10 protein-coding genes and 1 pseudogene are annotated in these 14332 nt (G+C 72.8%); 2 read left to right on the top strand and 9 right to left on the bottom strand.

Translation table 11 applies throughout. From position 1 onward, the window contains the following. Positions 1–75: 75 nt before the first annotated feature. On the bottom strand, positions 76–1434 hold the full coding sequence (locus ACH4DX_RS17160; RefSeq protein WP_398155677.1) for an MFS transporter: 1359 nt from the start codon (positions 1432–1434) through the stop codon (positions 76–78). Positions 1435–1631: 197 nt separating this feature from the next. Here ACH4DX_RS17160 and ACH4DX_RS17155 point away from each other — a divergent pair, with 197 nt between their 5' ends. Then, positions 1632–2864 (top strand): ROK family protein, encoded by a 1233-nt coding sequence (locus ACH4DX_RS17155; protein WP_398155676.1) that lies wholly within the window; start codon positions 1632–1634, stop codon positions 2862–2864. Between the two features lie 24 nt (positions 2865–2888). On the opposite strand, the gene ACH4DX_RS17150 is transcribed toward ACH4DX_RS17155, so the two are convergent. Beyond that, positions 2889–4088 (bottom strand): MFS transporter, encoded by a 1200-nt coding sequence (locus ACH4DX_RS17150; protein ID WP_398155675.1) that lies wholly within the window; start codon positions 4086–4088, stop codon positions 2889–2891. Between the two features lie 116 nt (positions 4089–4204). Next, positions 4205–4804, bottom strand: coding sequence for a TetR/AcrR family transcriptional regulator (locus ACH4DX_RS17145; RefSeq protein ID WP_398155674.1), 600 nt, complete (start codon positions 4802–4804; stop codon positions 4205–4207). A 153-nt stretch (positions 4805–4957) separates the two neighbouring features. On the opposite strand from ACH4DX_RS17145, the gene ACH4DX_RS17140 reads away from it, so the two are divergent. Further along, positions 4958–5923 (top strand): NAD(P)/FAD-dependent oxidoreductase, encoded by a 966-nt coding sequence (locus tag ACH4DX_RS17140; protein WP_398155673.1) that lies wholly within the window; start codon positions 4958–4960, stop codon positions 5921–5923. 87 nt (positions 5924–6010) lie between these two features. Here the strand turns inward: ACH4DX_RS17140 and ACH4DX_RS17135 are convergent, their stop codons facing one another. The 6 genes and pseudogenes from ACH4DX_RS17135 to ACH4DX_RS17110 all read right to left on the bottom strand — a co-directional run bounded on the left by ACH4DX_RS17135 (position 6011) and on the right by ACH4DX_RS17110 (position 14207). Further along, positions 6011–7075, bottom strand: a complete 1065-nt coding sequence (locus ACH4DX_RS17135; RefSeq protein ID WP_398155823.1) for a phosphotriesterase — start codon at positions 7073–7075, stop codon at positions 6011–6013. Positions 7076–7107: 32 nt separating this feature from the next. Next, positions 7108–7704: a DUF4865 family protein gene (locus tag ACH4DX_RS17130; protein WP_398155822.1), complete on the bottom strand. Its 597-nt coding sequence runs from the start codon at positions 7702–7704 to the stop codon at positions 7108–7110. A gap of 36 nt (positions 7705–7740) precedes the next feature. Continuing rightward, positions 7741–7824, bottom strand: a pseudogene (locus ACH4DX_RS17125) (cupin domain-containing protein); the annotation flags it as partial. Positions 7825–7879: 55 nt separating this feature from the next. Then, the gene (locus ACH4DX_RS17120; RefSeq protein ID WP_398155672.1) at positions 7880–8440 is read right to left on the bottom strand and encodes a TetR/AcrR family transcriptional regulator; all 561 of its coding nucleotides are present in this window, start codon (positions 8438–8440) and stop codon (positions 7880–7882) included. Between the two features lie 174 nt (positions 8441–8614). Continuing rightward, the gene (locus ACH4DX_RS17115; RefSeq protein WP_398155671.1) at positions 8615–9034 is read right to left on the bottom strand and encodes a hypothetical protein; all 420 of its coding nucleotides are present in this window, start codon (positions 9032–9034) and stop codon (positions 8615–8617) included. Positions 9035–9044: 10 nt separating this feature from the next. Continuing rightward, positions 9045–14207: a DUF6531 domain-containing protein gene (locus ACH4DX_RS17110; protein WP_398155821.1), complete on the bottom strand. Its 5163-nt coding sequence runs from the start codon at positions 14205–14207 to the stop codon at positions 9045–9047. Between the last annotated feature and the right edge of the window lie 125 nt (positions 14208–14332).

Raw genomic sequence — 14332 nt, 5'->3', positions numbered from 1 at the left:
TGCGGGCCGCAGGGGCATGCGCGCCGCCGCGTACGGGCGGCGTCCCTGCTTCGGCGTGCGGGCGGCGCCCCCGCTTCAGCGTACGGGCGTGCGCTCCGGCCGCTGGGCGCTCGCCTCCGCGGCGCGGTTGCCCGGCGTCGGCGTACGGCCCGCCGCCGCGCCGATGCACGCCGCCACCGCCGCGAGCACGGCCACGCTCGTCAGGGCCACCGGCAGTGAGAACCAGTCCGCCATGAACCCGATCGCGGGCGGCCCGAGCAGCATGCCGCCGTAGCCGAGGGTGGAGGCGGTCGCCACGCCGCTGGGACCGGCGAGCGCCCCGGCCCGCTCGACCGCCACGGGGAAGATGTTCGCGAGCCCGAGCCCCGTGACGGCGAAACCGGCGAGCGCCACGCCGACCGAGGGGGCGAGCGCGCCCAGGAGCATCCCGGCCGTCGCGAGCAACCCGCCGCCGACGACGGTGCGGGTGCGGCCGAGGCGTTCGAGAAGTGCCGTGCCGGAGAGGCGTCCGATCGTCATGGCGAGGGCGAAGCACGAGTAGCCCGCGGCCGCGATCCCGGGATGGGCGTCCAGGTCCTGCTCCAGGTGCAGCGCGCCCCAGTCCGCGAGCGCCCCCTCGCCGTACGCCGTGCACAGCGCGATCAGACCGAAGACGAGGACGAGCCCCCGGGTGCGGCGCGCCGCACGGCCCCGGGCGTCGAGCCGCGCCGACTCGACGGAGTCACCGGAGTCCCCAGAACCACCGGCGGCCCCGGAGTCCCCGGAGGCCCTGGAACGACCGGAGGCCCCGGGGTCACCGGAACGTGCCGCGTCGTGGCCACCGGGCACCGGCGGCACCTCGTACCGCAGCAGCGTGGGAGCCGTGGCCGCCGTGAGCAGCAGACCGAGCACGGTGAGCGCGAGCAGGTGGCGGGTCGGGGACAGATGTCCCGCGACCAGGCCGCCGAGGCCGGCGCCGAGCATGCCGCCGAGGCTGAACGCGGCGTGGAAGCTCGGCATCACGGGGCGCCGCAGCGCGCGCACCAGATCGACGGCGGCGCTGTTCATCGCCACGTTGATCCCGCCGTACGCGGCCCCGAAGAACAGCAGCACCAGGCCGAGCGCGAGCGCCGAGTGCGTCAGGGGCGGCAGCGCCACGCTCAGGGGCATCAGCACGCCGCAGACCACCGTCACCTGACGGCTCCCGAAGCGGGAGCACAGCCGCCCGGTCAGCGTCATCGTGACCACGGCACCGGCCGAGACCCCGAGCAGCGCGAGCCCGAGCGTGCTCGCCGAGGCCCCGGTCTGCTCCTTGATGGCCGGGATCCGCACCACCCACCCGGCGAAGACGAAGCCGTCGAGGGCGAAGAAGAGCGTGAGGGCGGCACGGAGCCGGGTCAGTGCGGGGGAGGTGGCTCCACGCGCCCCGGACGTGGTTTTGTTTAGTGGCGGCACAAAGTCAGCGTAGAGGGGAACCGGGTCGCGGACAAGGCGGATTGCCCGTGGAGCGAGCGAAGGGTGGGGGAGGTGCGTGGCGTGCGAGGTGCGCCGGGGGCGCCGGGCGTGCGGGGTGCCGGTAGGCGTCGGGGCGGGGAAGCCGGGATGACGGCTGAACGGCGAGGCGGCGTACGGATCATGGGAGACTCGCCCTCATGAACGGGAAGGCTGCCACCCGGGGTGAGGCACATCTGTCCACGCGTACGCGACTCGAACGCGGGCGCACCGCGCTCGGACCCGCCCTCGAACTCGTCCACACCGGGCGCGCCCCCACCCGAGCCGTCCTCACCGCCGAGCTGGGCGTCACCCGGGCCACGGCGGGTGCCGTCGCGGCGGAGCTCGAGGCGCTCGGCCTGATCCGCATCGACGCCAGGCCGAGCGCGGCCGCGGGTTCCCAGGGCCGGCCCTCGCACCGGCTCGCCGTCGCCGAGACGGGCCCCGTGGCCCTCGCGGCGCAGGTGCACGCCGACGGTTTCCGGGCGGCGCTCGTCGGGCTCGGCGGTCACATCGTCGCGACCGCGCCCGGTTGCGAGACCGTCGGCGCCGACCCGGCGCAGGTGCTCGGCTCGGTCATCGAGGCGGGCGCGCAGCTCCTGCGGGAGACGGGAAGACGCTGTGTGGGGGCGGGGCTCGCGGTGCCGTCGGCCGTCGCCGAGCCCGAGGGCACCGCCCTCAATCCCCTGCACCTGGCCTGGCCCGCGGGCGCGCAGGTCCGGGAGATCTTCGCCGACCGCGTACGCGACGCGGGCATCGAGGGCCCCGCCTTCACGGGCAACGACGTGAACCTCGCCGCGCTCGCCGAGCACCGGCACGGCGCGGGCCGCGGCGCACGGGACCTGCTGTGCGTGGCGACCGGGCACCGCGGCGTCGGCGGCGCCCTCGTCCTCGACGGACGGCTGCACACGGGCAGTTCGGGGCTCGCCCTCGAAGTCGGGCACCTCACCGTGCGTCCGGAGGGCCGCCCCTGCTACTGCGGCAGCCGCGGCTGCCTGGACGTGGAGACGGACCCGCTCGCCTTCCTCACGGCCATGGGTGTCGAACCAGGGCCCGAGGGCCTGCTCCAGCAGGCCCGCAGGCTGCTGGCCGAGCGCTACGCGGACCCCGCGGTGCGCACGGCCGCCGCGGAGCTGATCGACCGGCTGGGTCTTGGCCTCGCGGGCCTGGTGAACATCCTCAACCCCGACCGCATCATCCTCGGGGGGCTGCACCGCGCGCTCCTGAAGGCCGACCCGGAGCGGTTGCGCGCCGTCGTCGCCGACCGCAGCCTCTGGGGCCGCAGCGGCGGCGTCCCCATCCTCGCCTGCACCCTCGACCACAACAGCCTGGTGGGGGCCGCCGAGCTGGCGTGGCAGCCGGTGCTCGACGACCCCCTGGGGGCGCTCGGCTAGCTCGGCGCCCTAGGAGGAGGGGGCTCAGCCGACCTCGACGGGTTCCCGTACGGGGGAGCCGGTACCGGCGGGGGCCGGGGCGTCCGCGGCGGTGCGCCGCCCCACCTCCGGTACGAGGCTCAGCAGGCCGAGCACCGCGAGCCCGGCGCCGATCCACAGCGGCGCCCGCAGTCCGTAGGCGTCGATGGCCGGGCCGCCGACGGACGTGGCGATGATGATGCCGCCCGTGATGAACGACGAGTGGACGCTGTTGACCAGCGGTCGGGTGTTGCCGACCCGCTGCACCCTGGTCACCATCGCCGGGTTCATGGTGACGCCGACGAGGCCGATGCCGAGCATCATGGTGACCGCGCCGGCGGGAATGTCGGCGAGGAGCGCGAAGCCGACCAGGAACCCGAGGTTCAGGAGGAGTCCGGTGACCAGGACAGGGAGCGTGTGCCGGTCGGCGAGGCGCCCCACGACGGTGTTGCCGATGAGCGTGGCGGCGCCGTACGCGACGAGCAGCAGTGGCACGGTGCCGGTGGCGAACCCGGTGACCTCGGTGAGGATCGGGTTGAGATAGCTGAACGCCGAGAACGTGGCGCCGATCACGAAGGTGCTGGTGACGAGGGTCAGCCAGAGGCGCGGGCTGCGGAAGGCGCCCAGCTCCGCACGGATCGACCCCGCGTCGTCGGACCGCTCGATGCGCGGCACGCCGACGAGGGTGGCCGCCGCGGCGAGCGCCGTCAGGGCGGTGATGGCCCAGAACGCCGCGCGCCAGCCCAGGTGCTCGCCGACGACGGTCGCGAATGGAAGTCCGAGGAGCGTGCCGAGCATGAGGCCGTTGAGCGCCACGGCGACGGCCCGGCCGCGTATCTCCGGGCGGGTGAGGCGGCTGGCCAGGGAGATGCCCACGCCGAAGAAGGCCTGCGAGGCGATGCCGGTGACGACGCGGGCCACGAGCATGGTCCGGTAGTCGGGTGCGAGGGCGGCGAGGACGTTGCCCCCGAGGAAGATGCCGAACAGGACCATCAGCGCCCGCTTCTGCGGGAGTCTCAGCAGGGCGACCGTCAGGAACGGCCCGCCGAAGGCCATCGCCACGGCGAAGGCGGTGATCAGATAGCCGATCTCGGGGATCGTGGCGTCGAGCCCGGCGGCCATCTGCGGCATCAGTCCGGCGACGACGAACTCGCTGGTCACCATGGCGAAGATGCCTAGGGCCAGGACGTATACGGCGCGGGGCATGAGGCTGCTCCTTCGGGAGGCGTGGGCGGTGCGTGAACGGATGACGAAGTATTGGACAGATCAGTACAGAATTTGGCCGCACGAGATCCACGGGGGAGCGGCCGGGGAGGGTGGGATCAGGGGTGGAGGGCGTCCAGGGCGGTGTCGGCGATGGACTCCAGGACCGCGCGGCCCGCGCCCGCCTGTGCGGAGACGCGCATGCCGCCAATGGTCGCGTTGACGAACCGGGCCAGGGCGTCGGTGTCCCGCCCGGTGGTGATCGAACCGTCCCTGCGGCCCGCGTCGAGCGCCACGCGCAGGAGGCCGAGCCGGATGTCGAGGTCGCGTTCGACCAGCGCGGCCGCGTCCGGGTCGCGCCGCGCCAGTTCCACGACGGTGTTGACGGTGAGGCAGCCGATGCTGGTGCCGTCGTCCTCGCGGTACTCGTACTCGGTGTCGACGATCCGGGTGAGCAGGGCGCGGATCCGCTCCATGCCGGAGCGCCCGGTGTCCTCCAAGATCTCCGCCTGCGGCACGCTCATCAGGTCGATGTAGCGGGCGAGCGCGCGCCGGAACAGGTCGTGCTTGCTGGTGAACGTGTTGTAGATGCTGCTGCGGCCCAGTCCGGTGGCTTCGCACAGGTCCTGGGTCGAGGTGGCCTCGTAGCCGTTCGCCCAGAAGGCGCGCATCGCCGCGTCCAGGGCCCGCTCCTCGTCGAAAGTCCGCGGTCGGGCCATGTCCGTACCGTAGCCGTTTTGGACTGGCCGATGCAATACGGCTGGGGGTGGACGCGGGAGGGGGAGTGGCGAGTGTCCGTGTTTGCCATATCGGCAAGTGTGTTTGTTGAATGCGTACGCGTCCTGCAAGGTCGGTCGTGGAGGTGTTCGGATATGAACGATCAACTGGTGAACAGCTGCGACGTGGTGGTGATCGGCGGTGGCGCCGCAGGGCTCAACGGTGCGCTGATGCTGGCGAGGGCCCGGCGCTCGGTGGTGGTGCTCGACGCGGGAGCCCCGCGCAACGCCCCCGCCGAAGGGGTGCACGGACTGTTCGGCCGGGAGGGCATGCCGCCCGCCGAACTCCTGGAGCGCGGTCGCGCCGAGGTGCGCGGATACGGCGGGCAGGTGGTGTCGGCGGAGGTCGCAGGCGTGGAGCGCGCCGAGAACGGGTTCGAGGTCCGCCTCGCCGACGGCAGGGCCCTGCGTGCCCGCCGCGTCCTGGTGGCCACCGGCCTGACCGACGAACTGCCCGACGTGCCCGGACTGCGCGAGCGGTGGGGCCGGGACGTGCTGCACTGCCCCTACTGCCACGGCTGGGAGGTGCGGGACCAGGCCATCGGTGTCCTCGGCAGCGGCCCCCTCTCGGTGCACCAGGCGCTGCTCCTGCGCCAGTGGAGCGCCGACATCACCTTCTTCCCGCACACCATGGCGCCGCCGAGTGCCGAGGAGGCGGAGCAGCTGGCCGCGCGCGGCATCCGGGTCGTCGAGGGCGAGGTGGGCTCCCTGGAGATCGTCGACGACCGCGTCGTCGGCGTACGGCTCGCCGACGGGGAGCTGGTGCCCCGCGAGGCGGTGGCGGTGGCGCCGCGTATGGTCGCGCGCGTCGACTTCCTCAAGGCGCTCGGCCTGGCACCGGTGCCGCACCCGGCGGGCGAGTACGTGCCGAGCGAGGCCGGTCGCACGGAGGTGCGGGGAGTGTGGGTCGCGGGCAACGTCACCGACCTGTCCGCGCAGGTCGGCGGTGCCGCGGCCGCCGGTGCGGCCGCGGCGGGACAGATCAACGCGGACCTGGTGGCCGAGGAGACCCGGGCGGCGGTGGCGGTGTACCGGGGCGGCGGGGCGGTGGGTGAACGGTGAGGAGTGAGCGGTGGGGCCCGGGGGGCCGGGCGCTCTCCCCGCGCCCTCGCACCGTCCCGCCCCGCACCGTGCCGCTCGCTCCGTCCCTCACCGCGCCCACCTGACGGCGAACGCCCGCTGCGGGTTGACCGTCAGTATCCGGTCCACCAGCTCCGTGCCCACGGCGCGGGCGAGCCGTGGGCGTACCCGGCGCAGCAGGTGCGGCATTCCCGGGCCGCCGTCCACCGAGCGCGCCGCGGCCGTCGTCGTGTCGCCGCCGAGGAGCAACCGGTCGCCGTGACCGGCCTCGGCCAGGGCGCGCACCGCCTCCGGCATCCGCCAGTCCGTGGCGTGCTGGGCGCGGGAGGGCCCGTCGAAGGCCAGCCAGCAACCCGCCGCCGCGGCCTGTGCGTGCACCACCGGGTCGGGGTCGCGGTTGAGGTGCCCGAGGATCACCTTGCCCGGCGGCACCCCCGCATCGCCGCACAGCAGGTCGAGTACGTCGAGCGCGGCCGTGCCGAGTTCCAGGTGCACGGCGATCGGCGCGCCCGTCGCGCGGTGCGCCGCGGCGGCGGCCGCCATCGTCCAGCGGGCGTGCGCGTCCAGACCGTGGAAACCGCCCGCCACCTTGATCAGCCCGGCTCGCACACCGCTGCCGCCGATACCGCGGGTCAGTTCGCGGACGAACAGGGCGGCGAGGCGGTCCGTGGCGTCGGCGCTGTCCGCATCGTCGGCGGAGTCCGTGACCTCCGCGCCGTTCGTGGCATCCGCGCCGTCCGCGCCGTCCGCGCCGTTCACGGCACGCGCGTCCTCCGGCGCCCGCAGTCCGGCCGGCAGCCCGGGCGTGTAGTGCACGGATTGGTGCAACCCCGTGGCCGCCACGACGTGCACTCCCGCCGCGCGTGCGAGCCCCGGCAGTTCGGCCGCGCGCCGCCCCATGCCGTGTGGGGTCCACTGGATGACGCTCTGCCCGCCCGCCGCCCGGAAGGCGGCGAGTTCCGCCCCGGCGGAGGTCACGGAGTCCAGCTCCTGGCCCGGGAGTTGCGGGCTCGTCAGGAACAGGTGGTCGTGGGCGTCGCAGACCCCCAGCTCTCCGGGGGCGACGTCCCCGAGGACGGTCCGTACGGTGCCCGCGCCCTCGCTCCCGTGCGCCGTCGCCGCCGCCTCCCGCACCCCCGTCGCCGCCGCCTCCCGCGCCCCCGGCGTCACCACGCCCTGCCCCGGGCGAGGCTCCCCAGCTCGGGCGTGGAGCAGTGCAGCACCTGGAACAGCTCACCGTCCGACGCCGCCGCGCCCCCCGCGCCTTCGGTGGCCCACAGCGAGAACGTCACCGCCTCCCAGTGCCGCGGGTCGACGCCGACCACCACGCCGACGGCCCCGTCCCGCTCCGCCAACGCCCGCGCACTTCTGAGCAGTTCCTCCGCGAGGTCGGTGGTCCGTACGCCGTCGGGCACGGCCCTGCGGTGCCGCAGGGCCGCCACCGGCCGGGCACCGGCGGCGCCCCCGTCCTCGTACCCGAGCGCCATCCAGTGCCGCACCACCGGACGCCCGAAGTCCTCGCAGAGCCCCTGGAACCCGGGGCCCCAGAGGAACGAGCCGAGGCCCTCCATGGTGTTCCAGAGGTAGAACGGCGCGTACTGGTTGACCGGTGAGCCGTCGACGCCGCGCTCACGCATCAGGTACGCCTTGAACCCCAGCCCCGGGAAGGCGTCGAGGAGGTGCCCCTTGACCGCCACCCGGTGGCGGACGACCTCCATGTCGTAGTCGGCGGGCAGGGTGATCTCGTACTGCTTGGCGTGCATGGTGCTCCAGGGGTGAGAGGGGTGCGGGTACGGGTGCCGGTGCGCGGCACCGTGCCAGTGGCGTTCGCCCGGCTCGATCCACACGGTGTCGCCCGCCCTGATCGGCACCGCGGAGCCGCCAGGGAGGCCCGCGGTGCGCGATCCCGACGAGCCGGACGCTCAGGGCACGCGGCGCTCAAGCACGCGGCGCCAGCAGCGCGAGCAGTCCCTTGACGCCCGCGTCGAACGCCGCGGGCGAACCCGTCGCCCGCGCCAGCACATAGCCGCCCTGCACGGTCGCGACGATCGCCGAAGCGACCTCGCCCGCGTCGAGCGTGCCGCTGAACTCGCCCCCGTCCACGCCCTCCTGGACGATTCCGGCGAGCCGCTCGCGCAGCCACTCCAGGGTCTCGGTGACCGGCGCCCGCAGCTCCTCGTCGGCGATCACGTCCGGGTCCATCGTCAGCCGTCCGACCGGACAGCCGCGCAGGACGTCACGCTCGCGCAGCAGGTACGACGCGACCCGGTCGTACGCGGGACCGGCACCGGCGAGGGTCGCCTCCGCGGTGGCGCGCATCTCCTGCGCCGTGCGCCGGATCGCCGCGAGCGCGAGGTCGGGCTTGCCGGTGAAGTGGTGGTACATGCTGCCCTGGCCCGCGCCCGCGTGCTGCTGGATCGCCTTCGGGCTGGTGCCGACGTAGCCGCGCTCCCACAACAGCTCGCGCGTGGACCTGATCAGACGCTCCGATGTACTCATCCGGCGAGTGTACATACTAATAGGTACAGTGGGTATAATCGGTGCAGCCCGTTTAGCCGCCCAGCCGCCCCGGGTGCGACGAGACGGCGGTGGGTGTCACCACGTCAGTGCGGGAGGCACCCGGGGCCAGGCCCCGGGCGCCTCCCGCACACGCACCTCGTCTCGTGGGCCCGACTACTCGACCACGGTCAGCTCACCGTTCGTCTCCAGCCCCACCGCGCGGACCGCTGCTCGGCAGAAGTCCTCAGGAGGGCAGTAGAGGTGCTCCGTGATGTAGTGGAGCACCAGGTCCGGTGCGGCATAGCAAGTGCCGTCCGCTCCCTCCACCCGGATCTCGGCCGAACCGAGCAGGACCTTCGTGTCGCCGGCCGGTCCGCCGAGGACGAACGAACGGTCGATGTCACAGAACTCACAGTGGTGGAGGCCACGCATCTGGTTCTCGTAGGCGACGCAAAGGATCTTCAGGGCATCCAGCACTCGCTCGTCCACCACACCCCTGGTGTACTCGTGCGCCGATGAGAGCCATCCCACGTTGAGCATCGCGCGGGGCGAATCGTCATAGGAGTAGGGGGACAAGTCGGGGTAGTAGGTCATCCGTCTCTCCTCAGCGCCGTGGGTCGCAGTGCTTCCGGCAGATCGCCAGGTGGACCGGGCCCATGTTGGGTTTGAGGATCTCACTCAGCAGGGTGTCCTTGCTGACGGTGATCGATCCGCTCATCATCTTGAGGTTGTCCCCGGGGGACACGGTGTAGTCCGGCAACGACTTGCCGGGACCGACGATCTCCGTCGGCTTGATCTTCTGTCCCCTCTCGATCGCGAGGCCGACCGACTGGCGAAGGCCGACTCCGTCCTCCACATAGAAGTATCCCCACGTTCCGCTGGGCATCCGGGTGTCACCGGTGCCCCTCACGTACCAGCCGTGACCCGCGACGACGGCCTGACCGTCAGGACGGCCGCCGGGGACGCGTTCCGCGGCGGGGCCCACACCCTTGCCGTGGGTCGGGTTCTTGTGCCCGCGTACTTCGGGCGCGACGGCGGTTCGGCGCCACCCGGTGAGACCGCCGACGCCCACGAGGGCGATCTGCTGGGTCAGTTCGTCGCCGGCCTCGCCGTACAGGTCCGCGAGCGCGTCGCAGCCCTGCTGCCGGAGCAGCTGCTCGCTGCGGTAGAGCCGGTAGGCGGGACGGACGGGCAGGTACTTGTCGACGAAGGCACCGGCGCCGCCGTTCGTCCCGGTGACCGCGTCCTTCGCGTCACCGAGGAACTCGAAGGGCGCCTTCAGCCCTCGGAGGAAGCCCTTTCCGAAGATCCGCGCCCCTTCCTCGACGCTGTCGACCTTGCCGTTGCCGTCGTCACCCGGGACCGGGGTCAGTCCGCTGGGGTCGGTGTACAGGGTGGGGGTGTTGTCCGCGTAGGCGTACGGCGACACGTACGGGGTCGATGGGCCCCGGGGAGCCGGGTCGGGGCGGGTGAAGCGGCCGGTGGTCGTGTCGTACTGGCGGGCGTGCAGGTCGAGGTTGCCGGTGCCGGCCTCGTACCGGGCGCCCGTGTACGACGGGGTGCCCGCGGGGGCGCCGCCGGTGACCGTGCCCAGCACGCGGGTGCCGTAGGGGTCGTAGGCCCAGCGCTGGTGGAGCGTGCCGGTGCTCGAGGTGACGTCGACCGGGGAGCCCTGGGTGTCGTGGTGGTAGTAGAAGAGCGCCCCGGCGGCGTTCTTGGTGGCGGTGGGCTGGTCGAGCGGGTCGTAGCGGTAGGACTGCTTGATCTTCCAGTCGCTGTCGTACTCGGTCGCCAGGATCGGCAGGGCGCCGTTGGGATCCCACTGGGTGCGGGAGGTGACATCGCCGCCCTTGCGGGTGGTGACCTGGTTGCCGCTCGCGTCGTGGTCGTAGGCGTAGGAGGCGCCCGCGACGGTGGCGGCGGACATCTGTCCGGCCAGGTCGTAGGCGTAGGTGTCGGCGCCCTTCTTGGTCTGGTTGCCCTCGGTGTCGTAGTCGTAGGCAGTGGTCGTGGTGCCGGTGGTGGCGGCGGTGAGCTGGTCGGCCGCGTCGTAGGTGTAGTCGGTCGTGACCGTGCCCAGGGTGGCGGTCAGGCGGTTGCCGACCTTGTCGTACGAGTAGGTCGTGGCGCGCCCGGCGGCGCAGCCGGCGGCCCAGGGCTGGGGGAAGCAGCCGGAGGTGAGGCGCCCGGCCGCGTCGTAGCCGAGGTCCCAGCCGCCGGTGCCGACCCCGGCGCGGGTGACGTCGACACGCGTGGGCAGTCCCGCAGGGGAGAGGCCGAGCGCGGTCCTGGTGACCGTCGTGTCCCCCTTGGCAGCGGTGACGGCGGTGAGCCGGCCCGACCGGTCGTAGGCGCGCTCCTCGGTCTCGGTGTTGGGCAGCGCGGACTTGGTGAGGCGGTCCGCCGGGTCCCAGGTGTACGAGGTGGTCCTGCCGTCGGCCGTCGTCGTCGCGGTGCGGCCGTCGTCGTCGTAGGTGTGGGTGAGGGTGTTGCCGTCGGAGTACTTGCGGGTGAGCATCTGCCCGGCCGCGTCGTAGGTGTAGGCGAAGCCGCGGGTCTTGGTGAGGTTGCCGACCGCGTCGTAGCCGAAGTCCTCGGACATCCTCGCGTTCACGCGCGAGACCATGCGGCCCGCGTCGTCGTAGCCGAAGGTGGCATCGGGAGTGGAGTCGGAGTAGTCGACCTTGGTGAGCAGGCCGCGCGGGTCGTGGGTGTGGGTGGTGGAGCCGCGGGGCGTGGTCTTCTCGGCGAGGTTGCCGTCGGCGTCGTACGCGTACGACGTCTCGCGCTTCAACGGATCGGTGACCGACGTCAGTCGGTGTGCCGCGTCGTAGCCGTACGTGGTGACGCGGCCCTTCGCGTCGGTGCGCCGGACGATGTTGCCGGCCTTGTCGTGGTCATAGGCGGTGACGGCGCCACCGGGGGCGGTGACCTCGGTCGGCTGGTCCAGCTTGTCGTAGCCGTAGGTGGTGGTGCGCCCGTCGGCGTCCTTGCGCTCGACGACCTTGTTCAGGGCGTCGTAGGCGGTGTTGGTCACGCCGCCGAGCGGGTCGGTGACCTTGGTGGGGTTGCCCGCGAGGTCGTAGCCGTAAGTGGTCGTGTACTGGTCGGGGTCGGCGCCGGTGGCGTTGCCGCGTGGGTCGACCGAGGTGGCCCGGCGGCCGTCGCCGTCGTAGGTCCAGCTCGACCTGTGGCCGAGCGGGGAGGTGCGGCTGAGCAGGTTGCCGCCCGCGTCGTAGGCGTAGGTGGTGGTCCTGCCGAGCTGGTCGGTGCCGCTGGTGTGCCGGTCGTTCTTGTCGTACTTGGCCGTGGTGGTCTTTCCCGCGGCGTCGGTGACCTTGGTGACGTTGTCGTTGGCGTCGTAGGTGTAGCCGGTGGTGCGGCCCAGCGGGTCGGTGACCACGAGCGGACGGTTGAGGGCGTCGTAGGTCGTGGTGGTGGCCGCGCCGGTGGGGTCGGTGACCTTGGTGCGGTTGCCCGCCGCGTCGTAGGCGTAACTGGTCGTGTGGGCCGCCGGGTTGCCCCCTGCGGCGTTGCCGCGCGCCGAGACGCTGGTGAGCAGGCGGCCCGCCTTGTCGTACGTGTAGGTCCTCTTGCCGCCGGCGGCATCTGTCTCGGAGGCCGGGCGTCCGGCGGTGTCGTAGGTACGCGTGACGGACTTGCCGGACGGGTCGGTGGTGCGGGTCGGATGCCCGGCGTCGTCGTAGGCGAACGTGGTGGTGTCGCCCGCCGGATTGCGCGCGGCCACCAGCTGTTCGGCGCCGTCGTACGTGTAGGTCGTGGTGCGGCCCAGCGGATCGGTGGCCGAGGTGAGCAGGCCGCGCCCGTCGTAGGCGAACGTGGTGGTGTACGCGGCCGGGTCGGCCCCTTCGGCGTTGCCCCGCGGGTCCGTCCTGGACAGGATCCGCCCGGCCTTGTCGTACGTGAACGTGGACTTCTCACCGAGCGGTGTGGTGACCGACGTGCGGTTGCCCGCGGAGTCGTAGCCGTACGTCGTGGTCTTGCCGCGTGGCGTCGTCACCGTCGCGAGGGATCCCAGCGGGGTGTGCGTGTAGGTGGTCCTGCCGCCCGCCGGGTCGGTGGTCGTGGTGAGTTGGTTCGACGTGTTGTACGCGTAGGTCGTCTTGTTGCCGCGGCCGTCGGTGCTGCTGGTGATGTTGCCCGAGCCGTCGTAGGTCCAGCTCTCCTTGTAGCCGAGTTCGGTGGGCGCACCGCGGGTGAGCATCCGGCCGGCGCTGTCGTACGTCATGGTCGTGGCGTTGCCGCGCTGGTCGGTGATGGTGACGGGCCGCAGACGGCGGTCGTAGTCGTACGTGATGCTCTTCCCGTACGGGTCGAGGGTCTCCATCAGGACGTTGCCGGAGTACACGTCGGTCCACACGCCGCCGTCGGGCGCCGTGGTGTGCGCCTGCTTCTTCTTGCCGTCCCAGGTGAACGCGGTGGTCCTGCCGTTCTGGTCGGTCTGGGACCGCACGCGGCCCGCGCCGTCGTAGGCGTTGGTGACCTTGCCGCCCGCCGGGTCGGTGAGGGACGTCAGGCGCTTGTTCGCGTCGTACGCGTAGGCCGACTTCCGGCCCGCCGGGTCGGTCACCGAGGTCAGTAGCCCGCCGGTGTACTCGTACGCGACGAAGCCTCCGTCGGGCAGCTCCACCTTGGACAGCAGTCCGTCGGTGCCGGTGGTGAAGGTGGTGGTGCGGCCGGCGGCGTCCTCGACGGAGGCGAGCCTGCCGGACGCGTACGTCAGGCTGAGGCCCTTGTCCGCGCGGTCGGCCACGGAGGTGAGCCGGCCACCGCTGTCGAAGGTGCGCCGCGTGTGGTCGGGCGTGGTGACCGCGTAGGTGCTGCCGCTCCTGACCAGCTTGGCCGTCGAACCGGCCGGGGCGGTGTATGTGCCGTCGCTGCTCTGGGTGAACACGAACGAAGCGCCGTCCTCCGTCCGGTACGTCGCCCTGCCCGTCGCGAGGGTGAGTCCCGCGTCGAAAGGTGTCGCCCAGCCGCGTCCAAGGAGCCCGGTGGCGGTGGAGTCGGAGCGGTAGGTGCGCTCCAGGGCCAGGGGCACACCGGGGCCGACCAGGGATGCGTCAGTGAGCTGCTGGGAGAACATGCCGGTCGCCGTGTTGACCGGGTCGGCGCGGTGCGCTTGCGCGTAGCAGTTGCAGATGCCCGCCTGCGCGCCGGGTATGTCCGGGGTGTAGAAGGCCTCCACGAGCGGGGACGTGGTCCCGCCGGGGCTCGACGAGCCGTCGGAGCTGTTCATGAAGACCCAGGCGTAGTACTTCTTCCCGTCCTTCAGGGCGCCGCCCAGCTCGTTGCCCGCCCACCAGAAGCACTGGTCGGTGGGGTAGGAGTTGCTCGACCACCAGTCGTAGCACCAGGCGCCGGTGCCCGGGGTGTCGCCCCTGGGGTCGTCCGTGGCCTTCTTGATCTCCAACTGGTGGACCGGGGCGCCGCCCTCGTCCATGACGTACAGCCACATCCCGCTGTACGTGGAACCCCGTTTGGGCAGCTTCACCTGGCCGCCGATCGACAGCATGGCTGGGTACGCGCTGGCCCAGGCCGAGACCGACGTCGGGTTCTCGGGCGCCGCGAGGGAACCTGCCGGGCGGCGCGGCGGGACGGCGGCGGGGCCGCGCCGCGCCCGGTCCGGGTCCGGCCTGCCGTGCGGGCGGCCTTCGGGCTTCCTGCCGGGCGCGTTCATATAGGCGCGCATCGGCGACAGTTGGTGCTGTTCCTTCGCGACCTGGGCGCGCCGCTGGGCCAGTGTCATGGCCTTGGGTGGCTTCGGCAGGTCGGCGGCGGTCCTGGCCTTCGCGGGGGTGACGGCCGCCGCCGTGGTGGGCGGACGGTCCCGGGGGGAGGCCGCCCAGGACGGGGCGACGCCGGCTGCGACCA

The sequence above is a fragment of the Streptomyces sp. NPDC017940 genome (genome assembly GCF_044328435.1).
Lineage (GTDB): Bacteria > Actinomycetota > Actinomycetes > Streptomycetales > Streptomycetaceae > Streptomyces.
The sequence above is the reverse complement of the archived record's forward strand: the minus strand, read 5'-3'. Positions and strand labels throughout refer to the sequence as shown.